The sequence below is a fragment of the Microtetraspora malaysiensis genome (assembly GCF_050947145.1).
GTDB classification, from domain to species: domain Bacteria; phylum Actinomycetota; class Actinomycetes; order Streptosporangiales; family Streptosporangiaceae; genus Microtetraspora_A; species Microtetraspora_A malaysiensis.
In genome coordinates, this window is sequence record NZ_CP191998.1 from 1,370,918 (window position 1) to 1,396,832 (window position 25,915).

General features: G+C 71.2%; 21 protein-coding genes. 13 read left to right on the forward strand and 8 right to left on the reverse strand.

The features are described from left to right. Window positions 1-8 precede the first annotated feature (8 nt). The 4 genes from ACQP1V_RS06970 to tsaD are packed head-to-tail and all read left to right on the forward strand — an operon-like array spanning window position 9 to window position 2,782. The gene (locus ACQP1V_RS06970; protein ID WP_433419973.1) at window positions 9-509 is read left to right on the forward strand and encodes a class F sortase; all 501 of its coding nucleotides are present in this window, start codon (window positions 9-11) and stop codon (window positions 507-509) included. 59 nt (window positions 510-568) lie between these two features. Continuing rightward, on the forward strand, window positions 569-1,291 hold the full coding sequence (gene tsaB, locus ACQP1V_RS06975) for a tRNA (adenosine(37)-N6)-threonylcarbamoyltransferase complex dimerization subunit type 1 TsaB (RefSeq protein WP_433419976.1): 723 nt from the start codon (window positions 569-571) through the stop codon (window positions 1,289-1,291). Beyond that, window positions 1,288-1,758, forward strand: coding sequence for a ribosomal protein S18-alanine N-acetyltransferase (rimI, locus tag ACQP1V_RS06980; protein ID WP_387408147.1), 471 nt, complete (start codon window positions 1,288-1,290; stop codon window positions 1,756-1,758). Before tsaB ends, rimI begins: the two co-directional genes overlap by 4 nt. Further along, window positions 1,745-2,782, forward strand: a complete 1,038-nt coding sequence (gene tsaD, locus ACQP1V_RS06985) for a tRNA (adenosine(37)-N6)-threonylcarbamoyltransferase complex transferase subunit TsaD (RefSeq protein WP_387408149.1) — start codon at window positions 1,745-1,747, stop codon at window positions 2,780-2,782. The genes rimI and tsaD overlap by 14 nt, the downstream gene beginning before the upstream one ends. 140 nt (window positions 2,783-2,922) lie before the next feature. Here tsaD and ACQP1V_RS06990 read toward each other — a convergent pair whose 3' ends face one another. Both ACQP1V_RS06990 and ACQP1V_RS06995 read right to left on the reverse strand, forming a co-directional pair. Then, window positions 2,923-3,747: a hypothetical protein gene (locus ACQP1V_RS06990; protein WP_433419978.1), complete on the reverse strand. Its 825-nt coding sequence runs from the start codon at window positions 3,745-3,747 to the stop codon at window positions 2,923-2,925. 174 nt (window positions 3,748-3,921) lie between these two features. Next, window positions 3,922-5,166, reverse strand: a complete 1,245-nt coding sequence (locus tag ACQP1V_RS06995; protein ID WP_433419981.1) for a THUMP-like domain-containing protein — start codon at window positions 5,164-5,166, stop codon at window positions 3,922-3,924. Between the two features lie 669 nt (window positions 5,167-5,835). Between ACQP1V_RS06995 and groES the strand changes: the two genes are divergently transcribed. The 4 genes from groES (at window position 5,836) to ACQP1V_RS07015 (ending at window position 8,990) form a co-directional block, all read left to right on the forward strand. Then, a complete protein-coding gene (groES, locus tag ACQP1V_RS07000) occupies window positions 5,836-6,147 on the forward strand; it encodes a co-chaperone GroES (protein ID WP_067129946.1) in 312 nt (103 codons plus the stop codon). Between the two features lie 71 nt (window positions 6,148-6,218). After that, a complete protein-coding gene (gene groL / locus ACQP1V_RS07005) occupies window positions 6,219-7,844 on the forward strand; it encodes a chaperonin GroEL (protein ID WP_433419984.1) in 1,626 nt (541 codons plus the stop codon). 296 nt (window positions 7,845-8,140) lie between these two features. Continuing rightward, window positions 8,141-8,767: a sigma-70 family RNA polymerase sigma factor gene (locus ACQP1V_RS07010; RefSeq protein ID WP_157570275.1), complete on the forward strand. Its 627-nt coding sequence runs from the start codon at window positions 8,141-8,143 to the stop codon at window positions 8,765-8,767. A 52-nt stretch (window positions 8,768-8,819) separates the two neighbouring features. Further along, window positions 8,820-8,990 (forward strand): hypothetical protein, encoded by a 171-nt coding sequence (locus ACQP1V_RS07015; RefSeq protein ID WP_387408157.1) that lies wholly within the window; start codon window positions 8,820-8,822, stop codon window positions 8,988-8,990. Here the strand turns inward: ACQP1V_RS07015 and ACQP1V_RS07020 are convergent. Both ACQP1V_RS07020 and ACQP1V_RS07025 read right to left on the reverse strand, forming a co-directional pair. Further along, the gene (locus ACQP1V_RS07020) at window positions 8,951-9,328 is read right to left on the reverse strand and encodes a DUF5319 domain-containing protein (protein ID WP_067130444.1); all 378 of its coding nucleotides are present in this window, start codon (window positions 9,326-9,328) and stop codon (window positions 8,951-8,953) included. The two genes, ACQP1V_RS07015 and ACQP1V_RS07020, sit on opposite strands and share 40 nt — an antisense overlap. A gap of 198 nt (window positions 9,329-9,526) precedes the next feature. Next, window positions 9,527-10,519, reverse strand: coding sequence for a helix-turn-helix transcriptional regulator (locus ACQP1V_RS07025; protein WP_433419987.1), 993 nt, complete (start codon window positions 10,517-10,519; stop codon window positions 9,527-9,529). A 496-nt stretch (window positions 10,520-11,015) separates the two neighbouring features. Between ACQP1V_RS07025 and guaB the strand changes: the two genes are divergently transcribed. Continuing rightward, window positions 11,016-12,497, forward strand: a complete 1,482-nt coding sequence (gene guaB / locus ACQP1V_RS07030) for an IMP dehydrogenase (RefSeq protein ID WP_433419989.1) — start codon at window positions 11,016-11,018, stop codon at window positions 12,495-12,497. Window positions 12,498-12,590: 93 nt separating this feature from the next. Next, window positions 12,591-13,709, forward strand: coding sequence for a GuaB3 family IMP dehydrogenase-related protein (locus ACQP1V_RS07035; RefSeq protein ID WP_174550693.1), 1,119 nt, complete (start codon window positions 12,591-12,593; stop codon window positions 13,707-13,709). A 130-nt stretch (window positions 13,710-13,839) separates the two neighbouring features. Here the strand turns inward: ACQP1V_RS07035 and nagA are convergent, their stop codons facing one another. After that, complete coding sequence (nagA, locus tag ACQP1V_RS07040) at window positions 13,840-14,982, reverse strand: N-acetylglucosamine-6-phosphate deacetylase (protein WP_433419992.1); 1,143 nt, start codon at window positions 14,980-14,982, stop codon at window positions 13,840-13,842. Window positions 14,983-15,068: 86 nt separating this feature from the next. Continuing rightward, a complete protein-coding gene (locus ACQP1V_RS07045) occupies window positions 15,069-15,950 on the reverse strand; it encodes an SIS domain-containing protein (RefSeq protein WP_433419995.1) in 882 nt (293 codons plus the stop codon). A 382-nt stretch (window positions 15,951-16,332) separates the two neighbouring features. Between ACQP1V_RS07045 and ACQP1V_RS07050 the strand changes: the two genes are divergently transcribed. Then, window positions 16,333-18,075 carry a glycerol-3-phosphate dehydrogenase/oxidase gene (locus ACQP1V_RS07050; protein WP_433419997.1) on the forward strand — a complete coding sequence of 581 codons (1,743 nt, stop codon included), beginning with the start codon at window positions 16,333-16,335 and terminating at the stop codon, window positions 18,073-18,075. A gap of 78 nt (window positions 18,076-18,153) precedes the next feature. Here ACQP1V_RS07050 and ACQP1V_RS07055 read toward each other — a convergent pair whose 3' ends face one another. Both ACQP1V_RS07055 and ACQP1V_RS07060 read right to left on the reverse strand, forming a co-directional pair. Next, complete coding sequence (locus tag ACQP1V_RS07055) at window positions 18,154-20,283, reverse strand: beta-propeller domain-containing protein (RefSeq protein WP_433420000.1); 2,130 nt, start codon at window positions 20,281-20,283, stop codon at window positions 18,154-18,156. 32 nt (window positions 20,284-20,315) lie between these two features. Then, window positions 20,316-22,490 (reverse strand): serine/threonine protein kinase, encoded by a 2,175-nt coding sequence (locus tag ACQP1V_RS07060; protein ID WP_433420003.1) that lies wholly within the window; start codon window positions 22,488-22,490, stop codon window positions 20,316-20,318. A 162-nt stretch (window positions 22,491-22,652) separates the two neighbouring features. Between ACQP1V_RS07060 and ACQP1V_RS07065 the strand changes: the two genes are divergently transcribed. Both ACQP1V_RS07065 and ACQP1V_RS07070 read left to right on the forward strand, forming a co-directional pair. Continuing rightward, window positions 22,653-24,188 carry a succinic semialdehyde dehydrogenase gene (locus ACQP1V_RS07065; RefSeq protein WP_433420006.1) on the forward strand — a complete coding sequence of 512 codons (1,536 nt, stop codon included), beginning with the start codon at window positions 22,653-22,655 and terminating at the stop codon, window positions 24,186-24,188. Then, a complete protein-coding gene (locus ACQP1V_RS07070) occupies window positions 24,185-25,894 on the forward strand; it encodes a GMC oxidoreductase (protein WP_433420008.1) in 1,710 nt (569 codons plus the stop codon). The genes ACQP1V_RS07065 and ACQP1V_RS07070 overlap by 4 nt, the downstream gene beginning before the upstream one ends. Window positions 25,895-25,915: the final 21 nt, after the last annotated feature.

The window sequence follows — 25,915 nt, forward strand, 5'->3', positions numbered from 1 at the left end:
TGTTCGCGATGAGCCACCGGCAGGGTGAGCAACCCGCCGCCGCCCCGGTCGCCGGGGTCGTGCCCAAGCGCATCGACATTCCCGCGCTGAAGCTGAAGGCCCCGCTGATGAAACTCGGCCTCTCCAAGGAGGGCGACGTGGAGCTCCCGCCGTTCGACAAGCCCGGGACGGCCGGGTGGTACACCGGCAGTTCCGTTCCCGGGGACGGCGGCGCGTCCGTGATCATCGGCCATGTGGACACGAAGACCGCGCCCGCGGTCTTCTACCGGCTGCGCGAGCTGCGCAAGGGTCAGGTGGTCAAGGTGCTGCGGAGCGACGGCAAAACGGCCGAATACCGCGTCGACTCCGTCGAGCGGGTGCCCAAGAACGACTTCCCCGCCGAGCGGGTGTACACCGAGGACGGCCTGCGCCTGATCACCTGCGGCGGCAGTTTCGACTGGGCCCGGCACGAGTACCGCGACAACGTCATCGTCTACGCCTCCCGGGCCGGGAGCGATCCTCGCGCGTAGTGTCCAGGTTGTGCTCCGCCGGGACGGAGGAGACCCGACAGCGGCTAGGCTTGGCCTTTGTGCTGGTCTTGGCCTTGGATACCGCTACCCCCGCAGTCACGGCCGCGTTGCACGACGGCGCCCGCGTGCTGGCCGAGTCGACGACGGTCGACGCCCGACGCCACGGCGAGCTGCTCGCTCCCGCGGTCGAGCGCGTCCTGCGTGAGTGCGACGCCTCCCTACGTGATGTGACCGCCGTCGTCGCCGGAGCCGGCCCCGGGCCGTACACGGGGCTGCGGGTCGGACTGATGACCGCGAGCGCCCTGGCGGCGACCGTCGGCGTTTACGCGTACGGCGTCTGCACGCTCGACGCGATCGCCTTCGCCTCCGGCCGCACCGAGCCGTTCCTGGTGGCGACCGACGCCCGGCGCAAGGAGGTCTTCTGGGCGCGGTACGGCGACGCGCGCACCCGCCTGGACGGGCCGCGCGTGGACCGGCCGCACGACCTGCCGGGAGAGCTTCCGGTGATCGGCGCGGGCGCCCGCATGTACGCCGAGACGATCGGGCCGGACCGCGTCGCCGACCCGGAGTACCCGTCCGCGGGGGCGCTCGCCGCGCTCGCCGCCGAGCACCTGGCCGGGCTGACCCCCGAGCAGGCGGCCGAGGTGGCCCGGGTGCCCGACGGGCGGATCGACTCGGTCGAGCTGGCCGGCGAGCTGGCCGTGCTCGGCCCGGCGCGGCCGATCTACCTGCGCAGGCCGGACGCGCAGATCCCCAGCGCGCCGAAGAAGGTGACCGCGTGACCGCCGTCCTGCGCCAGATGACCAGGGAGGATCTTCCCGCCGTGGTCGAGATCGAGCGGATCACGTTCCCGCTCGACGCCTGGAGCGAGGCGATGCTGCGCGGCGAGATCGACGACCAGCCGCGCACCCGGCACTACGTGGTCGCGGTGGACGGCGACACGATCGTCGGATACGCGGGACTGGCCGCCGCCGCCGACCAGGCCGATGTGCAGACGATCGCCGTCCTCGCCGGGCACCGCAGGTCCGGCGTCGGCGCCGCCCTGCTGACCGAGCTGCTCGCCGAGGCGGAGCGGCGCGGCGCGTGCGAGGTCTTCCTGGAGGTCCGGTCGGACAACGCGCCCGCTCAGGCGATGTACGAGCGGTTCGGCTTCGAGCGGCTCGGCGTCCGGCGGAACTACTACGACGACGGGACCGACGCCATCACCATGGTGCGGGATCTCAGAGGAGGTGCGCATGAGCGGGCGTGACGAGCCGATCGTCCTGGGGATCGAGACGTCCTGCGACGAGACGGGGGTCGGCCTGGTCCGCGGCCACACGCTGCTGGCGAACACGATCGCCTCCAGCATGGAGGAGCACGCCCGCTTCGGCGGCGTGGTGCCCGAGGTGGCCTCGCGCGCGCATCTGGAGGCCATGGCCCCCACCGTGGAGAGCGCGCTGGCCAAGGCCGGGCTGCGCTTCTCCGACATCGACGCCGTCGCGGTCACCGCGGGCCCCGGCCTGGCCGGTGCGCTGCTCGTCGGCGTCGCCGCGGCCAAGGCGTACGCGCTGGGGCTGGGTGTCCCGCTCTACGGCGTCAACCACCTCGCCGCCCACGTCGCGGTGGACCAGCTCGAACACGGGCCGCTGCCCAAGCCGTCGATCGCCCTGCTGGTGTCCGGCGGCCACTCGTCGCTGCTGCTGGTCCCCGACGTCGCCCAGGACGTGATCTCGCTCGGCTCGACCGTGGACGACGCCGCCGGCGAGGCGTTCGACAAGGTGGCCAGGGTGCTCGGCCTGCCGTTCCCCGGCGGCCCGCACATCGACCGCTCCGCGACCTCCGGCTCGGGTACGGCCATCGCGTTCCCGCGCGGCAAGTACGACGACGGCACGTTCGACTTCTCGTTCTCGGGGCTCAAGACGGCGGTCGCCCGCTGGATCGAGGCACGTACGGCCGCGGGTGAGACGATCCCGGTCGCCGACGTGGCCGCGTCCTTCCAGGAGGCGGTCGTGGACGTGCTGACCCGCAAGGCGCTCCAGGCGTGCCGCCGCTACGACGTGAAGGACCTGCTCATCGGCGGCGGTGTGGCGGCCAACTCGCGGCTGCGCGCGCTCGCCCAGGAGCGCTGCGACGCGGCGGGCGTACGGCTCCGCGTGCCCCGGCCAGGTCTGTGCACCGACAACGGCGCCATGGTGGCCGCGCTGGGCTCCGAGCTGATCGCGGCGGGCATCCAGCCGTCCGCGCTGGACATCCCGGCCGACTCGTCGCTGCCCATCACGACCGTCAACGTCTGACCCGCTCCCTCGCCTGGACGGGCGAGGGTTTGGCGGTGACGACCGTTCGCGAGCTCAGCCTGCCGAGGTGGCGGGCGGTCATGCGCGTCCGCGTCTCGTGTGGCCGGCTCTGAGCCGGCCAGGGGACGGATGGGCCGGCGTCAGAGCTGCCGCTGCCGGGCCACGGCGTTCGGGGCCGGTGCGGCCTCCGATGGGGCGGCGGCCTCGCGTTGGATCTCCGTGACTCGGCGGCCGACCTCGTCCACCCGCTGCCGGACGGCGTCCACGCGGCCGGTGAGGCGGGTCTCGGTCGAGATCAGATGCTCGTCGAGGGCGGTGAAGCGGCCGTCGATCCGGCCCTCCACGACGTCGAAGCGGTCGTCGTGGCGGCTCAGATGCCCGTCGATCGTGTTGATCCTGGCGTCCGTGGCGCCGAGCGTGGTGGTCATGCCGCCCATGTGCGCCCGTAGGTCGGTCAGGTGCTCATCCGTCGCCACCAGGCGGCCCTCCACGGCGGCGATCCGGCCCTCGACGCCGTCGAGCTGCCCGCCCAGCCGCTCTGCGGCCCGGGCCAGCTCGCCGATGGCGCTGTCGAGCCGGTTGAAGCGGCCCGCGGCCGCGTCCACGCCGGTCCGGAGCCGGTCCACGCGCTCTCCGACCTCCTCGATCTGGTCGCGGACCACCTCGACGTGCTGGGCGAGGTTCTCGGCCCAGGTCGGGGGTTTCGCGGAAAGGACGTCGATCTGGTCGCCGACCGCCTCGATCATGCTCGCGAGGCCGCCGATCCCCCCGAGCCCGCGCTCACGAAGCTCGCGGAGCAGCCATTCCATGCCTTCGAGGCGCTGGCGGATCTCGTCGAGCACCGCGCCCTGGGTGCGCTGCTCGTAGACGTGATCCTGCGCCGCGCGGGCCAGGAGCTCGCGCATCCGCTCGGAGACGGCGGTCTGGCTGCCAGATTGGAGGAGGCCGTGGCTCGAGTGGTCCACCGAAAGCTCCTTCGCCCACCGAAAAAACGGCGGGTTGGTCCGGTTTCGAGGGATACGTGATAGGGCGAGGCACGCCCGACCGCCCACTGTAGCCGCGTACGGCGCCGCTCTTCGGTTGGACGGAGAAACGTCGTGGTTATCGCCGGATTGCCCGGGATTGGTAATAGCACCAGGTCAGGCGGGCTGGCAAATGAATGCGTAAGGGCGCTCGGCGATCCGGGTGAGAACGATTGTCGCTGAATTATCCCCCGAAAGTCGTAGATTTCGCGACAATTGGTCGATATCGACAGCCGAGCCGCGCTTCTTGATTGTCGCGTTTCCGACGCCGCGTTTCCTGAGCGCCGCGCGCAGCGCCTTCAGCGAGAACGGCATGACCTCGTGTACCTCGTAGGCGGCGGCCCACGGCGTGCGCACCAGCGCGTCGCCGGTGATGTAGGCGATCCGGGGGTCGATCAGGTGGCCGCCGACCAGGTCGGCGACCTCGGCGACCAGGTGCGCCCGGACCGCCGCCCCGTCGGGCTCGTACAGGTAGCGGGCCACCGAGCCGACTCCGGCCTCCGCCCCCGTCGGGACGAGAGTTTCGCCCGATGGCAGCAGCGTCGCCCGCCGCGCGAAGCCGCTCCCGGGAACGGCGGCGCCCGGCTCCGGGACGCGGGCCAGGCCGCCGAGCCAGATCGCGGCCTCCTTCACCTCGCCCTTGTACGAGACCCACTCGGCCTCGGCCCCCTCCGGGACGAGCTCGTACGGGATGCCCGGCGCGACCTTGAGGCAGGCCGCCGGAGCGCGAGAGGCCAGCTCAAGCGTCACCGGCCACGTGGGCGAGTAGGCCATGGGGTCGAAGACCCTTCCGCGCGCCCCGCGCCTGGCCGGGTCGGCGAACAGCACGTCGTACGCGGACGGGTCGGTGTCGGCGGCGTCGGCCGTACGAGCCGTGGCCAGGTGGGAGAGATCGAGCGCGGCGGCGTTGGCCCGGGCGACCTCGGCGGTGAGCGGGTCGAGGTCCACGGCGTCCACGGCGCAGCCCGCCCGGGTGAGGGCGATCAGGTCACCGCCGATCCCGCAGCACACGTCGAGCACGCGCGGCCCCGCCGTCCCGATCGCCGGGGTCGCTCCGGCTCCGGCGGGCACGGCGGCGGCGACGCGGCGGGCGCGGTGCGCGGCCACCTCGGTCCGGGTCGCCTGTTCCAGGCCGTGCGGGGTGAAGTACATCAGGGCGGCGTCCACGCCGAACTTGGCCTCCGCCCGCCGCCGGAGGGCCGCCTGGGTGAGGGCGGCCGAGGTCAGCGCCGGTTCGTACGAGCGCCGCAGCCTGGTCGCCGCCGCCACCGGATTGAGCCCCTCGCTCGTCACCCGTACGGCCTCGGCCAGTGCGGTACGCCCCTCCGGTGTCATCAGCGCCCGGAACGCCTCAAGGTCCACGCCTCCCGACGCTATCGCCCTCCCCAACCCAACCCACCCGCGAGGGGCGCGCCGGTGCCTGGCCTGAGGGCGCTCCGAGCCCGCGCGGGCGCCATCGATCGTTAGGGGGCCCAATCATCACGCTCGGGGCGCGGCGGTGTCTGGACTGAGGAACGAGTGGGCTGAGGGATGAGGCCCCGAGTGACGAGGGAAGACATCGATTGAGGGCGCTCCGAGCCCGCGCGAGCGGAGCGAGCGCAAATAAGCACTGTGAGAGCCGTCACGGTGAGAAAGCCAACAGTGGGGCGCGAGGGGCGCGGCGGTGTCTGGACTGAGGATCGAGTGGGCTGAGGGACGAGGCCCCGAGTGACGAGGGAAGACATCGCCTGAGGGCGCTCCGAGCCCGCGCGAGCGGAGCGAGCGCAATAGACACAGAGACGAGGGAAGACATCGCCTGAGGGCGCTCCGAGCCCGCGCGAGCGGAGCGAGCGCAATAGACACAGCGGCACGCCGTAGCTGACCTGCGGCGGGGGTTCGTGTTGACTGTCAGGGTCCCCTTGCATACTGTTTCGTGTTGGCACTCGCCTAGCGAGAGTGCCAACAGCGACGAGGCAGGTCTGACACCCGCGACGGCAGGCCGCTGGTCGCCTCTTCAGCTCATTCATCGCAATCTGAAGGGGAGGTCCGATCGTGACGACCGCCACTAAGGTTCCCGTTAAGCCGCTTGGTGACCGCATCGTGGTCCAGCCGCTTGAGGCCGAGCAGACCACCGCTTCCGGTCTGGTCATCCCGGACACCGCCAAGGAGAAGCCGCAGGAGGGCAAGGTCCTCGCGGTGGGCCCGGGCAACTGGGACGAGGACGGCGAGAAGCGTATTCCGCTCGACGTCAAGGAGGGCGACATCGTCCTCTACAGCAAGTACGGCGGCACCGAGGTCAAGTACGGCGGCGAGGAGTACCTGGTGCTCTCGGCCCGTGACGTGCTCGCCATCATCGAGAAGTAGGCCGCGCAGAAGCATGAGGAGCCCCGGGACGTCCGTTCCCGGGGCTCCGGCGCTCTCATAAGGAGACGTGAATGCCCAAGATCCTGGAGTTCGAGGAGGACGCGCGGCGCGCTCTTGAGCGTGGCGTGAACGCCCTCGCGGACGCCGTGAAGGTTACGCTCGGCCCCCGCGGCCGGAACGTGGTCATCGACAAGAAGTTCGGTGCTCCCACGATCACCAACGACGGTGTCACCATCGCTCGCGAGGTCGAGCTGGAGAAGCCGTACGAGAACCTCGGCGCCCAGCTCGCCAAGGAAGTGGCGACCAAGACCAACGACATCGCGGGCGACGGCACGACCACCGCCACCGTGCTGGCTCAGGCGATGGTCCGCGAGGGCCTGCGCAACGTCGCCGCCGGCGCGCAGCCGATGTCGCTCAAGCGGGGCATCGACACGGCGGCCAAGGCCGTCAGCGACAAGCTGCTCGACGGCGCCCGTCCGGTCGCCGACAAGCAGGAGATCGCCAACGTGGCGACGATCTCGGCCCAGGACGCGAAGATCGGTGAGCTGATCGCCGAGGCGTTCGACAAGGTGGGCAAGGACGGTGTCATCACCGTCGAGGAGTCCAACTCCATGGGTCTGGAGCTGGACTTCACCGAGGGCCTCCAGTTCGACAAGGGGTACCTGTCGCCGCACATGGCGACCGACCTCGAGCGCATGGAGTCGGTCCTTGAGGACGCCTACATCCTGATCAACCAGGGCAAGATCGCCTCGATCGCGGACTTCCTGCCGATCCTGGAGAAGGTCGTCCAGACGAAGAAGCCGCTCCTCGTCATCGCCGAGGACGTCGAGGGCGAGGCCCTGGCCGTCCTGGTGACGAACAAGATCCGCGGCACCTTCACCTCGGTCGCCGTCAAGGCTCCGGGCTTCGGCGACCGCCGCAAGGCCATGCTGCAGGACATCGCCATCCTCACCGGTGGCGAGGTTGTCAGCGAGGAGGTCGGCCTCAAGCTCGACAACGTCGGCCTTGAGGTGCTCGGCACCGCTCGCCGCATCGTCGTCACCAAGGACTCCACCACCATCGTGGACGGCGCGGGCGACGCGAAGGCGATCGAGGACCGCGTCAAGGAGATCAAGCTCGCCATCGAGCAGTCCGACTCCGACTGGGACCGCGAGAAGCTCCAGGAGCGCCTCGCCAAGCTCGCGGGCGGTGTCTGCGTGCTCAAGGTCGGCGCGGCCACCGAGGTCGAGCTCAAGGAGAAGAAGCACCGCCTTGAGGACGCGATCTCCGCGACCCGCGCCGCGATCGAGGAGGGCATCGTCTCCGGCGGTGGCTCCGCGCTCGTGCACGTGGCCAAGGAGCTGGACGACCTCGGTCTGTCCGGCGACGAGGCCACCGGTGTGGCGGTCGTCCGCAGGGCGCTCGTCGAGCCCGCCCGCTGGATCGCCGAGAACGCCGGCCTCGAGGGGTACGTCGTGACCTTCAAGGTGGCCGAGATGGCGGTCGGCCACGGCCTCAACGCCGCCACCGGCGAGTACGGCGACCTGATCGGCCAGGGCGTCATCGACCCGGTCAAGGTCACCCGCTCGGCCGTGCAGAACGCCGCGTCCATCGCCGGCATGCTGCTCACGACCGAGGCCCTCGTCGTGGACAAGCCCGAGGAGGAGGCCCCGGCCGCCGGCGGCGGTCACGGCCACGGGCACGGTCACGGCCACTGACGGGTCGTAGACCCGGCCAGGAAACGCCGCGTGTCGGGCCGATGGCCCGATCAAGAAGCGCAGCACAGTACGGCTCTCGCGGACGCGGGGGCCGTACTTCTTTTTGCGGTAAACCTAAGTCCCGGCCGGCGCGTCGTCGCCGCGTCGAACATCTGACATGTAATTGCCTATTGGGTCATTCATCTGAAATATTCAAACCCTCTTGTGTTCAATCGATTACCTCCCGTTATCGACGCGTCAATGTGACCAATCCGTAGCCGTCAACCATGACGACATGCGCGATCGTGGCGGGCATCATGCCTAACGTGACCGAGGGACGCGTCGCCGACGCCGCAACTGGGGTAAGGCTTGCGACGAGATCGGATGAGTCCGACCTCAGGGAACTGACCAGCCTTGCCGTACAAGGAGATCGCACTGCGATCGAATCGCTTCTGAGGCATCTGCGCCCGATGGTGGTGCGCTATTGCCGTGCACGACTGGGAAGGGTTTCCGGTCACTATCACATCGCCGACGACGTGGCCCAGGAAGTGTGCATCGCCGTCCTGTCGGCCTTGCCGCGATATCGGGACATGGGCCGGCCGTTCGCGTCGTTCGTGTTCGGGATCGCGTCGCACAAGGTCGCGGACGCGCTGCGCAGCTCGGTGCGGTCCGCCGTGCCGACGCAGGACCTGCCGGACGGGCCGGATGACGGCCCGGGGCCGGAGGAGACGGTGGTGCGCTACATCGAGGCGGAGCGTGCGCGGGCGCTGCTGTCGCGGCTGCCGGACAACCAGCGCGAGCTGCTGATCCTGCGGGTCGTGTCCGGGTTGTCGGCGGAGGAGACCGGAAACGTGCTCGGCATGTCCCCGGGCGCGGTACGGGTCGCGCAGCATCGGGCGCTGACGAGGCTCAGGCAGATGGCCGATCTGGAATCGATTGCTTGATCATCGCGGCCCTCGTGCGCCGACCCCTCCGGCGGCGTGCGACGATGCAGCAGTGGATGCGGATGTTGCGCGGACCGACGCTCTTCTGGACGCGCTGGCCCGGCGGGAGGCCATCGCCCTCGGTCAGGGGGCGGGCGACGTCGCCGTTCGTCTGCTCGGCGCGCTGATCGCCGATGTGGACGGTCAGCGGCTCTCTTCTGTGTCGATCACGCCGTCGACGTAGCCGCGGGCGTACTCCCAGCTCACATAGTCGCTGGGGTCGGGTTGGAAGGCGGGCTCGTGGACCTGCGGCCGCCCGTTGTCGATCATCTGCCGCAGGTTGCCCCGGAGCAGGTCCCAGCTGAAGTAGTGTTGCTCGCCGCATTCGGGACAGTCCAGGACCAGCCCGAGAACGCCCTGCGGTTCGAGCAGGGAGCGGAAGACCTCGACGTCGGCGAGGTCGGTCAGGGCCTCGTCGCGTTCGGCGAGGGTCAGCGGCTCCTGGTCGTCGGGCTCACCCAGTTCGGTTGACGGGTCGTTCGGGTCGTCCGCGAAGGGGTCGCGGGGGACGTCTTCCAGCACCATCCCACCTTATGACCCGGCCCGCTCCCATGAGCGGAAGTGGGCCCACTCGGACAGGTGCACGTGTTTCACGTTGAACCGGGCGTTGAATACGGCAGGAAATCGGGCCGGAAATCCTGGCTTGGACCGGTACGACAGGAGGCCGGGGCCAGGATCGGGGGCTGGGCGTCACCCCGGCACGGAGTCGTGTGGCCGTGATCAGAGCCAGGATCGGCGGCTGGCCTCCACTCCCGCCTGGAACCGTGAGTTGGCGCCCAGCTCGGCGATGGCCTCGGCGAACCTGGCGCGTACGGTGCGGACGGAGAGGCCGAGATGCCGGGCGATCAACTCGTCGGAGAGCCCCTGGGCGGCGAGCCGGAGCACCTGGATGGTCCCTCCGGGACGCGCGACCGGCACCGCCCTTCCCCACAGTTCGGTGAACAGGGCGCGCAGCGCGCCGACGACGACGGGGGACTGCACCAGGGAGCAGTTGTAGGCGTGCTCGGGAGGCGAGGCGCCCCACTGGACCGGCAGCCCGGCCGCGTCGTGGCCGAGGGTGAAGAACCAGCTCGGCACCTGGTCCAGGGAGCGCACCTCCGCGCCCGCCCGGTTGAGGAGCCCGGCGGCCTCGCGGAAGGCGGGGACGCCGAGCGCGGACACCGGGATGATCAGGCGCGACGTGAGGTCGCCCTCCTTGATCGCGTGGATCCACATGTCCGCGTATTTCTCGAAGAAGTCGCCGGCCGTCCGCCGGTCGGGGAGGGCGGCCACCAACTCGGCGCGGGGCGCCCGTCCGGCCAGCGCGATCACCGCCTCGTAGATCTCGTCCGCGCCGGTCAGGGACCGCACCCGCAACTCGCCCGTACGGAAGGCGCGGCCGGAGTCGTAGTCATGAGCCAGGTCGGCGACGGCGGCGAGCATGTCGTCGATCTGGCGGCTCTGCAGAGCCAGCAGGGCGAGCCGTTCGGTGACCATCCGGCCGACGGGGGCCGCGGGGTGGCGGGCGAGGTACTCCCCGGCGGCCTCGTCCACCGCGCCGAGCCGGATGAGGGTCGCCAGCAGGCCGGCGACTCTCTCCACGGGCTCGTCCACGGCCTGGGCGATCTCGTCGAGCGTGGCGCGGTGCAGGCGCAGCACCGTGGTGTACACGGCGGTCTCCGCCTCGCCGAGACCGAGGGCCTGGAGGGGATCGGCGTTTCGCGTCGTGTTCATGGCTCGCTCCGCGCGCTCGGGTCGCCGGCGCCGCCGGGGGTGGGAACGTCCCCGAGCGCGCCGTCTGGCGAGGATATCCCCGGGCTCCGGGCCTGTCCGGAGGTTCCGGCATTCCGCGGAACGCATATGCAGCTTTGTGCAATTGCAGGGTGAGACATTGCTTATCAACGGAGTGTGACGCACTCTTAACACAGCGTCGGCACGTTGCCGCGATCCGGCGCCACCGGGCGCGGAGGGGGGCTCGGGTCGCGGGATCGCGATTGTCGCCGATGGTGGGGGGACCGGTTAGCCGGTCCCCCCACTTCTTTGTGTCCGGGCAGTGCCGTGCGTCACGCCGGAGGCGGCGCGGGAGGCGCGTACGGAGTCGCTTCCCCAGGTGGGCCCGCCTTTCCCGAGGCGAGGGGGTGTCAAGCCTTGACAAGGAGGTTTGAGCGAGACCACTACACTTGCACAGGGGGCTGGCGAGGGCTCCGCCGAGGCGAAGGAGGGGTCACGGATGGCCAAGTTCACCGCACAGGGATACACGTTCGACGACGTGCTGCTGGTTCCGGCCTACTCGGACCTACAGCCCGGCGAGGCTGATACGACGACCCGCCTGTCCCGCAACGTCACGCTGCGCCTTCCGCTGGTCTCCGCGGCGATGGACACGGTGACCGAGGCGCGCATGGCCGTGGCGATGGCCCGCCAGGGCGGCATCGGCATCCTGCACCGCAACCTGTCCGTCGAGGAGCAGGCGACGCAGGTCGATCTGGTCAAGCGTTCCGAGGCGGGCATGGTCACCGACCCGGTGACCTGTTCTCCGGACGACACCCTCGCCGACGTTGAACGGCTCTGCGCCACCTACCGCATCTCCGGCGTACCGGTCACCGACGCGGACGGCGTGCTGGTGGGCATCGTGACCAACCGTGACATGCGCTTCGAGGCCGACCAGAACCGGCCGGTCCGCGAGGTGATGACGCGGATGCCGCTGATCACCGCGCCCGTCGGGGTGTCGCGGGACGACGCGTTCCGGCTGCTGCGCAAGAACAAGGTCGAGAAGCTGCCCCTGGTCGACGAGGCCGGCCGGCTGCAGGGCCTCATGACGGTCAAGGACTTCACCAAGAGCGAGCAGTACCCGCTGGCCACCAAGGACGCGCGCGGCCGCCTCATGGTCGGCGCCGCCATCGGTGTCGCGGGCGACGCGGAGCAGCGCGCCCAGGCGCTCATCGAGGCCGGGGTGGACGTCATCATCGTGGACACCGCGCACGGGCACTCCCAGGGCGTGTGCGAGATGATCGCCAAGGTCAAGGCCAACACCAAGATCGACGTGATCGGCGGCAACGTGGCCACCAGGGCCGGCGCCCAGGCGCTCGTCGACGCCGGCGCCGACGCGGTGAAGGTGGGCGTGGGCCCCGGCTCGATCTGCACCACCCGTGTGGTCGCGGGCGTGGGCGCGCCGCAGCTCACCGCCATCTACGAGGCGTCGCTCGCCTGCGCGCCCGCGGGCGTTCCGGTCATCGGCGACGGCGGTCTGCAGTACTCCGGCGACATCGCCAAGGCGCTGGCCGTCGGGGCGGACGCGGTGATGCTGGGCTCGCTGCTCGCCGGATGCGAGGAGTCGCCCGGCGAGCTGATCTTCATCAACGGCAAGCAGTTCAAGTCGTACCGGGGCATGGGCTCGCTGGGGGCGGTGCGCAACCGCGAGCGCGGCGGCGAGTCCTTCAGCAAGGACCGGTACGCCCAGGCGGACGTGGCCGGCGAGGACAAGTACATCCCCGAGGGCATCGAGGGACAGGTCCCCTACCGCGGCCCGGTCGCGGCGGTCGCGCACCAGCTCGTCGGCGGCCTGCGCCAGGGCATGTGGTACACCGGCGCGCGGACGATCGCCGAGATGCACGAGAAGGCGCAGCTCATGCCGATCACGGCGGCGGGTCTGAAGGAGAGCCACCCGCATGACATCCAGATGACCGTCGAGGCGCCGAACTACCACCGCCGATAAGTTCTGTCACGGGTGGCGAGCGACTGCGACGCCGTACGGCTGCCGCCTCTCGGCGGGAGCCGTAGCCGTATAGATGGGAAAGAGTAGGACGATATGACTCAGGTGGAGATCGGGCGCGGCAAGAGCGGGCGGCGCGCGTACGCCTTGGACGAGATCGGCATCGTGCCGTCCCGGCGCACCCGCGACCCCGAGGAGGTCTCGATCTCCTGGCAGATCGACGCCTACCGGTTCGACCTGCCCATGGTGGTCAGCCCCATGGACAGCGTCGTGTCCCCGCGGACGGCGATCGAGATCGGGCGGCTGGGCGGTCTCGGCGTGCTGGACCTCGAAGGGCTGTGGACGCGGTACGAGGACCCGGCGCCGCTGCTGGAGGAGGTCGCGACCCTCGACAGCGACGCCGCGACCCGCCGGCTGCAGGAGATCTACACGACGCCGATCGACGAGGAGCTGATCGGCCGGCGGATCGAGGAGATCCGCGCGGCGGGCGTGACCACGGCGGTGCGGCTCTCCCCGCAGAAGACGGCGCGCTACCACAAGGCCGTCATCGACGCCGGCGTGGACATCTTCGTCATCCGGGGCACGACGGTCTCGGCCGAGCACGTGTCCGGCCGGGCCGAGCCGCTGAACCTCAAGCAGTTCATCTACGAGCTGGACGTGCCGGTGATCGTGGGTGGCTGCGCCACGTACACGGCGGCGCTGCACCTCATGCGGACCGGCGCGGCGGGTGTGCTGGTCGGCTTCGGTGGCGGCGCCTCGCACACCACGCGCAACGTTCTCGGCGTGGTCGTGCCGATGGCCACCGCGATCTCGGACGTGGCCGCGGCGCGCCGCGACTACATGGACGAGTCGGGTGGTCGCTACGTCCACGTGATCGCCGACGGCGGCATGGGCGGCTCGGGCGACATCGCCAAGGCCATCGCCTGCGGCGCGGACGCCGTCATGGTGGGCTCGCCGCTCGCCCGCGCGGCCGAGGCGCCGGGCCGGGGCTACCACTGGGGCTCCGAGGCGCACCACCCCGAGCTGCCGCGCGGCAAGCGCGTCGAGTTCGGCACAATCGGGACGCTGCAGGAGATCCTGCACGGGCCGTCCTCGCTCGCCGACGGCTCCATGAACCTCATGGGCGCGCTGAAGCGCACGATGGCGACCGCGGGCTACTCCGACCTGAAGGAGTTCCAGCGGGTCGAGGTCGTCGTCGCCCCGCCCCAGCCCTGAGATCCCACTTCCCCGGGTGGCGACCCGGCGGTGACCGATCCGCCACGAGAGGGTCGGCCGCCCTCTGGGCGCGGACCTGAGTGGACGAACGAACGCGGGCCCCTCGTTTTCGAGGGGCTCGCGTCGTTTTTCACGCTCCTGAGGGGCGGCGGATCCACACGCCGCGGCGCATGACGCCCTCGACCTCCAGGGTGTCGCCGAGCACCACCAGGTCGGCGTACTTCCCGACCGTGATCGAGCCGATCTCGTGGTCGAGGCCGAGCACCCGCGCGGGGGTGAGCGACGCCATCCGCGCCACCTCGGCGGGAGCCACGTCCACCTGCTCGACCGTCCGCTTGAACGCGACGTCCATGGTGAGCGTGCTGCCCGCGATGGAGCCGCCGTCGGCGATGCGGGCCACCCCGTCCTTCACGTCCACGGTCATCGGGCCGAGGGGGTACCTGCCGTCGCCCATCCCGGCCGCGGCCATCGCGTCGGTGATCAGCGCCGTACGGCCGGAGCCGGCGGCCCGGATGGCCAGCCCGAGCATGGCGGGGTGGACGTGGACGCCGTCGTTGATGAGCTCGACCGTGACCCGGTCGTCCTCCAGCAGGGCGGCGATCGGGCCCGGGTTGCGGTGGCCGAGCTGCGGCATCGCGTTGTAGAGGTGGGTCGCCACGCTGGCGCCCGCCTCGATGCCCTCGATCGTCTTGTCGTAGACGGCGTCGCTGTGCCCGAGGGCGGCGATGACGCCGTCGGCGACGGCGTCCCTGATGACGTCGAGCGCGCCGGGCAGCTCGGGGGCGATCGTCAGCATCCGGACCTGCCCCCGGCCCGCCTTGAGCAGCTGCCGGAGCTCCTCGCGGGACGGGTCGCGCAGCAGCGCCGGGTCGTGCGCGCCGCACCTGCTCCGCGCGATGTACGGGCCCTCGAAGTGGATGCCCGCGAGGAGGCCCTGCTCGCAGAGGTCGGCCAGGGCGGACGCCGCGCGGGCGATCCGGTCGAGCGGGGCGGTGACCAGGCTGGCGACCATGGTGGTCGTCCCCTTGCCCAGGTGGAACGCCGCGACCTCGGCGGCGGTGCCGGGGTCGCCGTCGGGGAACGAGCCGCCGGCCCCGCCGTGGCTGTGCATGTCGACGAAGCCGGGGACGACCAGCCGGCCGCCAAGACTATGGCCGTTCCCCGGCGCGGCGCCGTGTCCGATATGGGTGATGCGGCCGTCCTCGATGGTGAGCCAGCCGTCGTGCTCGCCGTCCAGAGTGACGACGCGGGCGTCGGAAAGGGTGATGCTCATGTCGCCCTCCCGGCCCGCGGCGGTCGCGGTGATCGGTTCCCGGAGTCCTCGTGCATGGGTCCATCCTGCCGCGACCGGAGGTGGGGTCACGCCTCCAGGATCACCGATCGGGTGAGGTGCATCGGGCGGTCCGGGTCGAGGCCGCGGGCCCTGGCACGCTCGACCGCGACACGCTGGATCTTCACCAGCTCGGCCAGGGCGTCCCGGCCGCCGGACAGGAAGGTCCCGCCGGTCGCCGCGACCTGGTCGGCCAGGCCGGGCGGGACGTCCTGCCCGAGCATCCAGGTGATCCGGCCCGGCCCGGCGATGCTGATCGGCCCGTGGCGGTACTCCATCGCCGGATAGCTCTCGGTCCAGGTGCGGGCGGCCTCGCGCATCTTCAGCGCGGCCTCGGCGGCCAGGCCGCAGGTCCAGCCGCGGCCGAGGAACGTGAACTGCTCGGCCTCGATCAGCTCGGCGGCCACCGGCTCGGCCACGGCATCCTCGGCGTCCGCGATCGCCTGGGTGAGGTCCTCGCCGAGGTGGGCGCGGAGCAGGGCGAGCTGCGTGGTCGCGAAGCGGGTCTGGACGACGGAGCGCTCGTCGGCGAAGTCCAGCACCACGACGTCGTCGGCGAGGGACATGACCGGTGTCGCGGGGTCGGCGGTGATCGCGATGGTGGGCGTCCCGGTGCCGCGGAGCAGGTCGAGCACCTCGGTGGTGGTCCCGGAGCGGGTCAGCGCGAGGATCCGGTCGTAGCGGCGGCCGGAGGGCGTCTCGGAGGCGGCGAAGGCGTCGGTCTCGCCGTGGCCGGCCCGCTCCCGCAGCACGGCGTACGCCTGGGCGACGAACCATGACGTGCCGCATCCCACGACGGCCACTCGCTCGCCCTCGCGGGGCAGCGCCGTACCGGCCGCGGAGGCGAGCTCGGCCGCCCTGCGCCAGCAGGCCGGTTGCGATGCGATCTCCACCTCGGTGTGAGTGGTCAAGGCAGGCTCCTTTTGTCTATTTCTGCACCATCTATAGCAGAAACGCGCACATTTGTGCATATCTAGGGTCGGTGCCGGTGGCCAAGCGGAGAGCGAGGGGCGCCCCGAGCCCGCGCGAGCGCCTGTGCTCATTACGGCGCCGGACCATCACGCGAGGGGTGCGGCGGTGTCTGGACTGAGGAACGAGTGGGCTGAGGGACGAGGCCCCGAGTGACGAGGGAAGACATCGACTGAGGGCGCTCCGAGCCCGCGCGAGCGAAGCGAGCGCCATAAGCGCTGTGGGGCATGAGCACCAGTGGGGCTACTGGCGGGTAGTTTGGCTGGACAAATCGGGGTAGAACACCCATAACGCAAACCACCGCCGTATCTTCAGAGGAGCTTTATGACGGCGCGAACAGGCGCGGCGCGGCTCGGCCCGGCCGAGCGCGCGGACGCTCTGGCCCAGATGGCGGCAGAGGAACTCGACGTCGTCGTGGTCGGAGGCGGAGTGGTGGGGGCGGGCGTCGCCCTCGACGCCGCGACGCGCGGGCTCTCGGTGGGGGTGGTGGAGGCGCGGGACTTCTCCTCCGGCACCTCGTCGCGCTCATCCAAGCTCATCCACGGCGGCCTGCGCTATCTCGAACAGCTTAACTTCGACCTGGTCAGGGAGGCGCTGCGTGAGCGCGGGCTGCTGCTCAAGCGGATCGCCCCGCACCTGGTCCGGCCCGTCCCCTTCCTGTTCCCGCTGACCCATCGGGGCTGGGAGCGTCCGTACATCGGGGCCGGGCTGGCGCTGTACGACACGCTCGGCTTCTCGTTCGGCATCACCCGGGGCGTGCCGGGCCACCGGCACCTCTCCCGGCGGCACGCCCTGCGGGTCGCGCCATCGCTGCGGAAGGCCGCCTTCGTCGGCGCGGTGCAGTACTGGGACGCCCAGGTGGACGACGCGCGCTACGTGATGACCCTGCTGCGCACGGCCGCCACGTACGGCGCGTACGTGGCCTCGCGCAGCCAGGCCGTCGGTTTCCTCCGGGAGGGCGAGCGGGTCACCGGCGTGCGGGTCCGCGACCTGGAGACGGGCGCCGAGCTGGACGTGCGCGCCCGGCAGGTGGTGAACGCCACCGGCGTGTGGACCGACGACATCCAGCAGCTCGTCGGCGGGCGCGGCCAGATCCACGTACGGTCGTCCAAGGGCGTGCACCTCCTGGTGCCGCGCGACCGCATCCAGTCGCTCACCGGGATCATCCTGCGCACGGAGAAGTCGGTGCTGTTCGTGATCCCGTGGGGACGGCACTGGATCATCGGCACCACCGACACCGAGTGGACGCTGGACAAGGCGCACCCGGCCGCGTCGCGGGCCGACATCGACTACGTGCTCGACCATGTCAACGAGGTGCTGTCCGTGCCGCTGTCGCGGGACGACGTCGAGGGCGTCTACGCGGGCCTGCGCCCGCTGCTGGCGGGGGAGTCCGAGGAGACCTCGCAGCTCTCCCGCGAGCACGTCGTCACCCATCCGGTACCCGGACTCGTCATGATCGCCGGAGGGAAGTTCACGACGTACCGTGTGATGGCGGCCGACGCGGTGGACGCGGTCGCCCACGGGCTGGACCAGCGGGTGCCGCCGTCCTGCACCGACCAGGTGCCGCTCGTGGGCGCGGAGGGCTACCAGGCGCTGTGGAACTCCCGGCACCGGCTGGCCCAGTCCTCGGGGCTGCACGTGGCGCGGATCGAGCACCTGCTCCAGCGGTACGGCTCGCTGATCGACGAGGTGCTGATGCTCGTCGAGAGCGATCCGTCGCTCGGGCAGCCGCTGTCCGGGGCGGACGACCACCTGCGGGCCGAGATCGTGTACGCGGCCACGCACGAGGGCGCCCGGCACCTCAACGACGTGCTGACCCGGCGGACCCGCATCTCGATCGAGACCTTCCACCGGGGCGTCGCGGTCGCGCAGGAGGTGGCCGAGCTCATGGCCGGCCCGCTCGGCTGGGACGCCGAGCAGGTCAGGCGGGAGGTCGAGTACTACACCAAGCGGGTCCAGGCCGAGCGGGCTTCTCAGGAGCAGGACACCGACCAGGAGGCCGACGCGATCAGGCTCGGCGCCCCGGAGATCGTGCCGGTCGCGGTCCCCGAGGACCGCCCGGCCTAGGGTCGTGTCTGACAAATGCTGGCCGCGCGCAGCAGGGCTTGATTTGTCAGACACTCCTCAGGTGTACTGCACCGCTCGTCAGGTGAAGGGGATCCAGCCCCGGTCGGCGAGGGTGGCGGCGTCGCTGACCTTCACACCGAGCCCGGAGAACGTCCAGACCATGTCGCCGATGACGACGGAGCGGCGGATGGACGGGTCGGGCGCCGGGACGTCGTCCCTGCCCGTGACGCCCGGGTGCCGGATGGTGCCGGCCTTCGTGATCGCGCCGTCGGTGACCTTGAGCACGAGCGCCGAGCTGCCGTTGCGCCAGTCGGCGCCGTAGTTCTGCAGCGGCAGCATCGCGAGCCCGCTCTGCGGCCAGTAGAGGAACGCGTGGGGATCCCACTCGGCTTCGGAGCCGGATTCCTGCTGGTGGAAGCGGGAGAGCAGCCGCGGGTTCGCCGGGTCGGCGACGTCGAACAGCGAGACCTGGGTGCCGAGGGTCCGGCCCTGCGCGCTCGCCTCCTGGCCGATGCCGAGCAGCCGCCCGTCGCCCGCCGGGTGCAGGTACGCCGAATAGCCGGAGATCTTCAGCTCGCCGGTGACCTTGGGCGCCGCCGGGTCGCGCAGGTCGAGCGTGTAGAGCGGGTCCACCTGGCGGAACGTGACGACGTAGCCGACGTCGCCGATGAACCGGACGGAGTAGATGCGCTCGCCCTTCCCGAGGCCGGTCACCGCGCCCACCTGGGAGAGCGTGTCGGCCTTGAGGACGTAGACGCCGCTCGAACTCTTCTCGGCGGGGCCGCCGAACACCTCGGCGTTCGACGTGGTCGCCACCCGCAGGTGGCCCGCGTGCTCGGACAGCGAGTACTGGTTCAGCAGCCGTCCCGGTACGACGCCGGAGCTGACGTAGCGCGGGGCTCCCGTGCCGGTGATGTCGAACCGGTGCACCTCGGTCTGCTCCGGAGGCGCGGTCGGCGTGGGCCTGGGCGTGATCTCCTCGGGTGTGATCTGGGGCTTCGATGTGGCGGTGACCTGCTCCGGGATCGGGGTGGCCGTCGCGGAGGCGCCGCCCTCCTCCGGCGTGATCTGGGGTTCCGGCATGACGGTGACCTCCTCGGCCGGGCTCGCGGTCGGCTCGATCTTGGGGGCGACGTCGGAGCTGGTCGGCTCGTCCAGCGGCGTGGGCGGCGCGTCGTCGATCGGCATGGGACGGAACCACCAGCGGGGGTTGCTGGTCACGTAGAGGCTGTTGTCCGTGCCGTACACGGTGTCGCCGTCGGCGGCCACGCTGATCGGGGGGACCGCGTCGAGCGTCCCGGCGAGGTCCACGGTGAAGACGGTCAGCATCGAGGTCCCGGTGAACTCGTCCGGGTGGCTGACCTGGTCGCACCCCACCCGGTCGGTACGGGTCCGCTCATCGGAGGTGACCTCGAACCGGGGCCGCCACGCCTCGATGGGCGCGGTGCGCACGGCCTCGCGGTTGGCCGCGAGCATGTCCTGCGGGGTGGCGTCGGGCTTCGGCGGCGGGAACGCGATCTCGGGCTGGGACCTGACCACGATCCGTACGGTGGAGCCGATCTGGCGGGCGTCGATGTGCGAGCCGCGCGTGCTGAGCGTGCCGAGGAGCTTCGGCGGGCCGGACAGGTCGACGAGCATGTACCTGGGCCCGTCGGATCCCGGCCGTACCTTCGCCAACGCGCCGAATGGGATGATGCCGCCGCTCTGGACCAGCACCAGCGCGCGGTCGCCGGACACCAGCAGGTCCGCCGGGAACCAGCTGTCCTCCTCGGGAACCAGCCGGAGCGTCCCGGTGACCTTGCGGGTCGCGGCGTCGATCACGCGCAGCACGCCCTGGTTCACGGTGATTACCCGCTTGCCGTCGGTCTTGACCAGGTCCGGCTCGTCGACGCCGGCCTCCTGCACGTTCGTGGTGGAGTGCGCCTGCTCCGGAACCGACGCCTGCTTGCCCTCCGCCATGGTGTCCATGGCCTTGGCGTCCCTGGCCATGAACATCACGGCCTCGCCGAAACCCCACTGCGTGACGTTCTTCTCGGCCGCGCCGCGCAGACCGGCCAGCATGTCGTCGCAGTTCGTGTAGGAGACCAGGCGGATCTTCCCGCTCAGGTCGGCCGCCTCGGGAGCGGACGCCGCACGGCTTCCGGAACACGCCGCGGCGAGCAGCCCGGCGAGCGCGATGGCTCCCGCCGTACGAATCGATGTCCTCATGCCCCTAGTTACGGATCACTCCGCGGGCGGGTTCAGCCCCCGCCGGAACGCACGTAGAAGGGGCCGAGGATGTCCGACTGGGTGGTCTCCAGCAGGGTGCGCACGGTGGAGCCGTCGAGATCGACGACGATCACCTTCCTCTCAGCCGATTCGGCCGCGTTCCAGCAGAACAGGTGCGTCGCGTCCCACCAGCCGAGCACCTTGGAGCAGCTGGCGCCGAACCGGGACGTCTCCGCCCCCGAGGTGGAGTCCCACACGCACACCTTGCTCCGTGCGTCCCGGCACTCCGTGACCATCGCGTCGCCGGACGGTGAGAACAGCCCCGAGGACGTGCTGTACGGCGTGCCGACGCCGTCGAGGGTCCTGACGACCTTTCCGTCGAGGTCGTAGAAGCGGACCCCGGCGGTCTTCCCGCTGCGGAAGTAGGTGGCGACCATGGTCTCGTCGCCGTTCCAGTAGAACCGGCCCTCCTTGATGGCCGGGTCGTTGATCTGCTTCACCCGGGCCGTCCCGCGGGCGATGTCGACCACGACGAACCCCTTGGTCGTCCACGTGTTGCCGCCCGGGTTCCTGATGCTGAACAGGAGGCGGTCGCCCGTGCGGGTCCACTCGCCGTACTCGTAGGTCAGGGGGTGCTTCACGGTCTTTACCGTGCGGACGGCGCCGGTGGCCCTGGTGATGATGTCGACGCCGTGGTAGTCGTCATCGGTGTATTCCTTGCTCCGCCCGGCGGAGAGTTTGCCGTCCAGGGAGAGCGTCTGCTCCCAGTACTTGGTGTTCTTGGCGAACGATCCGTTCGCCGAGCTCCGGAGGTAGTTGATCCAGACTTCCTTGGCCTTGTCCTCGACCTCGTAGTAGGTCAGCCGCACCGGGTCGTCCGGGCGCTCGTACAGCGTGGCCCGCACGCCGGGCAGCTTCACCCTGGTCAGCCCGGACGTCGGCACGGCCGGGACGGTGGGGGTGGGCGTCGTCGTCGGCGACGACGAGGGCGACGAGACGGTGGGCGTGCCCGCGCCCGACGACGCCGCAGGAGGATGGGACGTGTCGCCGGGGATCACGAGCCAGGCCACCAAGGCGACGGCGGCGAGCGCGGCCACCGTCGTCACCGCCACGAGCGCCGTTCTGCGACCGGAGCGTCCGCCGTCCGGTCCGCCGGTGGCCGTGGGGTAGGTTCCCGGCCGGTACGCCGCGGGATAGGGCGGCGAGACGGCCTGCGGCGACGGCGACGGGGGAGGGGGAGGGTAGGGGCCGGGGGCGTACGGACGTCCCGGGTGCCCGTACGCCCCGGGATCCGTCGACGGGATCGGGGGACCGCCGGGCATGGGGCGCGTCGGCGCCGGCCCGCCGGAGGACGCCGCGGCCGCGGCGTCGCTCAGGTCGGCCGGGCCGGGTGCCGAGTTCTGCAGCAGGCGGAGCAGCACCTGCTCGGCGGTGGGCCGGGCCCGCGGGTCCTTGGCCAGGCAGGCGGTCACCACGTCGCGCAGCGGCGCGTCGAGGTTCCCCAGGTCGGGAGGGGCGTTCAGGATCCGGTTGATCACCGCGGGCATCGTGTCGTTGCCGAACGGCGCCCGCCCGGTGGCGGCGCTGACGATCGTGCAGCCCCAGGCGAACAGGTCCGCGGGCGGCCCGGCCGTCTCGCCCATGATCTGCTCCGGCGACATGTACGACGGCGTGCCGACCGGCTGCGAGCTGAGCGTGTGCGAGGAGTCCACCGCGCGGGCGATGCCGAAGTCGATTACCCGCGGCCCGTCGGGGCCCATGATGACGTTGGCCGGTTTCAGGTCGCGATGGACCACCCCGGCCTGGTGAATGGCCGCGAGAGCGGTGGCGGTGCCCACGGCGAGGCGGTGCAGCGCCGGGCCGGAGATGGGTCCGGAGGTCTGCACGCGCCGCTGCAGTGAGAGCCCCTCGATGTACTCGCTGACGATGTACGGGCGCTCCTGCTCGACGCCGGTGTCCATGACCTGGGCGGTGCAGAACGGCGCCACGCGCTTGGCGGAGGTCGCCTCGCGCAGGAAGCGCTCGCGCATGGAGGGGTCGCCCGCGAGGTCGCCGCGCAGCCATTTGACGGCGACCGGCTCGCCCCCGGGGCCGGTACCGAGATAGACGACTCCCTGGCCACCCTCGCCGAGCCGTCCGGTGAGGGCGTAGGAGCCGAGGCGGCCCGGATCCGTCGGCCGCAGTGGGGCGACGTCGGGGCCCGTCATCACAGAGCGGTGCTCCCGGTCGGCGCGAGATTCCCGTATGGCTCGACATTTCCTGGCATAGCTGGATTCTGGCGGGTAATCCCAGCGGTCGGAACCCTCGTGTCCCGATGGTTGCCTACCGACCAGTAGCCACGAGTGTTGCTCCCGAATATCCTTCCGGGCATGGACCCCCGCATGCTTGAGCGCATTGTCCGGCACGTCGCCTCGGAGGGGAAGGTCGTGGAGGTCCCCGCGCCCTTCACCGGTGACACCCTCGTCGAGCTCCCCGTCTCGACGGCCGAGGACGTCCGCCGGGCGTACGCCGCGGCCAGGGCGGCCCAGGAGGCATGGGCGGCGCGGCCGGTCGCGGAGCGGATCGCCCCCTTCCTCCGGCTGCACGACGCCATACTCAACCGGCGCGAGGAGATCCTCGACATCGTCCAGATGGAGACGGGCAAGGCCCGGCGGCACGCCTTCGAGGAGGTGCTCGACGTCGCCGGGTGCGCGCTGTACTACGCGCGGCAGGCGCCCCGGCTGCTCGCTCCGAGAAAGCGCAAGGGCATCTTCCCGATCGCCACCCAGGTGGTCGAGCAGCGCCATCCGAAGGGCACGGTCGCCCTGATCAGCCCGTGGAACTACCCGCTCTCCCTGGGTGTGACCGACGTGGTCCCCGCGCTGATCGCGGGCAACGCCGTGGTCCACAAGCCCGACAGCCAGACCGCGCTCTCCACGCTGTGGACGATCGACCTCCTCGCGGAGCTGGGGATGCCGCGCGAGATCTGGCAGGTCGTGACCGGCGACCCGGCCGTCATCGGCGACCCCCTGATCGACGGCGCCGACTACGTCGCGTTCACCGGGTCCACCGGCGGCGGTCGCAAGATCGCCGAGGAGGCGGCCAAGCGGCTCATCGGCTGCTCCCTGGAGCTCGGCGGCAAGAACCCGATGATCGTGCTGGAGGACGCCGACCTCGACCGGGCCGCGCACGGCGCGCTGCGGGCCTGCTTCACCAACGCCGGCCAGCTCTGCATCTCGATCGAGCGGCTCTACGTCCACGACTCGATCTACGACGCGTTCACCGACCGGTTCATCCGGGCGACCCAGAACATGAAGATCGGCGCCGGCCTGGACTGGTCGGTCCAGATGGGCTCGCTCACCTTCCCCCGCCAGCTCGACGCGGTGACCGCGCACGTCGCCGACGCGGTCGAGAAGGGCGCGACGGTGCTCACCGGCGGCCAGGCCCGCCCCGACCTCGGGCCGCTGTTCTACGAGCCGACCGTGCTCGCCGGCGTCACCGACGAGATGGACGTGTGCGGCAACGAGACCTTCGGCCCGGTCGTGGCGCTGTACCGCTTCCGCGACGAGGACGAGGTCGTCGCGATGGCCAACGACACTCTCTACGGCCTCAACGCGTCGGTCTGGACCCGCGACCTCGCCCGCGGCCGCTCCCTCGCCGCGCGGATCAAGGCCGGTACGGTCAACATCAACGAGGGGTACGCCGCCGCCTACGCCTCCTACGACGCCCCGATGGGCGGCATGAAGTCCTCCGGCCTCGGGCGCCGGCACGGAGCCGAGGGCCTGCTGAAGTACACCGAGTCGCAGACCGTCGCCGGTCAGGCGTCCTGGCTCGGGTTCGACCCGGTCCTGGGTATGACGTACGACCGGTACGCCGACACCCTGGCCGGGCTGTTGAAGATGATGAGGAAGCTCCACCTGAAGTGACGGACGCGGTGGTCGGCAGGACGGGCGAGGAGGAAGCGGTGGACTACGACGTCGTTGTCATCGGCTCCGGGTTCGGCGGCAGCGTCGCCGCCCTCCGGCTGACCGAGAAGGGGTACTCCGTCGCCGTTCTGGAGGCGGGCCGCCGCTTCGACGAGAGCACGCTGCCGAAGACGTCGTGGCGGCTGCGCGACTTCCTGTGGGCGCCGGCACTCGGCCTGAAGGGCATCCAGCGCGTCCACGTGATCGGCGGTAAGAACGGCGTGATGGTCCTCGCCGGGGCGGGCGTGGGCGGCGGCTCGCTCGTCTACGCGAACACGCTGTACGAGCCGCTCGACCCGTTCTTCCGCGACCCGCAGTGGAGCGGCATCACCGACTGGAAGGCCGAGCTGGCGCCGTACTACGACCAGGCCGCCCGCATGCTCGGCGTGGTGCGCAACCCGACGCTCACCAGGGCGGACGAGGTGATGCGCGCCGTGGCCGGGCGCATGGGGGTGGGCGACACCTTCCGCCTCGCTCCCGTCGGGGTGTTCTTCGGCAAGCCCGGCGTCGAGGTGGCGGACCCGTACTTCGGCGGGGCCGGGCCGCGCCGCCGCGGCTGCACGGAGTGCGGCGAGTGCATGACGGGGTGCCGTCACGGCGCGAAGAACATGCTGATCAAGAACTATCTGTACCTGGCCGAGCGGGCGGGCGCGCGGGTCCACCCCGAGGCCACGGTCACCGGCGTGCGCCCGGTCGAGGGCGGCTACGCCGTCTCCGTCACGAGGACCGGCTCCCCACGCGTGCGCCGGGTCCTCACCGCCCGGCAGGTCGTCTTCGCCGCCGGGACGTACGGCACGCAGCGGCTGCTGCACCGCCTGCGCGGGGGCACGCTGCCGCGGATCTCGCCCCGGCTCGGCACGCTGACGCGGACGAACTCCGAGGCCCTGCTCGGCTTCGAGCGGCCGTCGGCGAAGGGCGACAAGCTCAACCACGGCGTGGCGATCACGTCCTCGTTCCACCCCGACGCGCACACGCACGTCGAGCCGGTCCGGTACGGCGACGGCTCGAACGCGATGGGCCTGCTGCGCACGCTGCTGATCGACGGCGGCGGCGCGCCCCGCTGGCTGCGGTTCCTCGGCGAGGCGGCGCGCCGCCCGCATCTGGTGCCGCGCCTGTTCAATCTCCGCCGGTGGTCGGAGCGGGCGATCATCGCCCTGGTCATGCAGGCGAAGGACAACTCGATCACGCTCTCGATGCGCCGGGGGAAGCTGCGCGCCGGGCCCGGCCACGGCGAGCCGAACCCGACCTGGCTCCCGGCCGGGCACCGGGCGGCGCGGCTCGCGGCCGAGGAGATCGGTGGCATCGCGGGCGGGGCCTGGCTGGACCTGTTCGACATCCCGGCGACCGCGCACTTCCTCGGCGGCTGCGCGATCGGGGACTCGCCGGAGACCGGCGTGATCGACCCCTACCACCGGCTCTACGGTTACGAGGGCCTGCACGTGGTGGACGGGTCGGCGGTCTCGGCCAACCCCGGCGTGAACCCGTCGCTCACGATCACCGCCCAGGCGGAGCGGGCGATGGCGTTCTGGCCCAACAAGGGCGACCCCGACCCGCGTCCCGCGCTCGGCACGCGTTACGCGCGGATCGCGCCGGTCGCCCCGCGCCGCCCGGTCGTCCCGGCAGCCGCTCCCGGCGCGCTACGCCTGCCCATCGTGGACATCACCTAGCTATCGGCCGTTCGGTCACTT

Coding starts and splice junctions, on each gene's coding strand:
- ACQP1V_RS07060 (WP_433420003.1), bottom strand. CDS start 22,490: ATGACGGGCCCCGACGTCGCCCCACTGCGGCCGACGGATCCGGGCCGC.
- nagA (WP_433419992.1), bottom strand. CDS start 14,982: ATGAGCATCACCCTTTCCGACGCCCGCGTCGTCACTCTGGACGGCGAG.
- ACQP1V_RS06970 (WP_433419973.1), top strand. CDS start 9: ATGAGCCACCGGCAGGGTGAGCAACCCGCCGCCGCCCCGGTCGCCGGG.
- ACQP1V_RS07035 (WP_174550693.1), top strand. CDS start 12,591: ATGACTCAGGTGGAGATCGGGCGCGGCAAGAGCGGGCGGCGCGCGTAC.
- ACQP1V_RS07010 (WP_157570275.1), top strand. CDS start 8,141: ATGCCTAACGTGACCGAGGGACGCGTCGCCGACGCCGCAACTGGGGTA.
- groL (WP_433419984.1), top strand. CDS start 6,219: ATGCCCAAGATCCTGGAGTTCGAGGAGGACGCGCGGCGCGCTCTTGAG.
- guaB (WP_433419989.1), top strand. CDS start 11,016: ATGGCCAAGTTCACCGCACAGGGATACACGTTCGACGACGTGCTGCTG.
- ACQP1V_RS07050 (WP_433419997.1), top strand. CDS start 16,333: ATGACGGCGCGAACAGGCGCGGCGCGGCTCGGCCCGGCCGAGCGCGCG.
- tsaD (WP_387408149.1), top strand. CDS start 1,745: ATGAGCGGGCGTGACGAGCCGATCGTCCTGGGGATCGAGACGTCCTGC.
- ACQP1V_RS07055 (WP_433420000.1), bottom strand. CDS start 20,283: ATGAGGACATCGATTCGTACGGCGGGAGCCATCGCGCTCGCCGGGCTG.
- ACQP1V_RS07065 (WP_433420006.1), top strand. CDS start 22,653: ATGGACCCCCGCATGCTTGAGCGCATTGTCCGGCACGTCGCCTCGGAG.
- ACQP1V_RS07025 (WP_433419987.1), bottom strand. CDS start 10,519: ATGAACACGACGCGAAACGCCGATCCCCTCCAGGCCCTCGGTCTCGGC.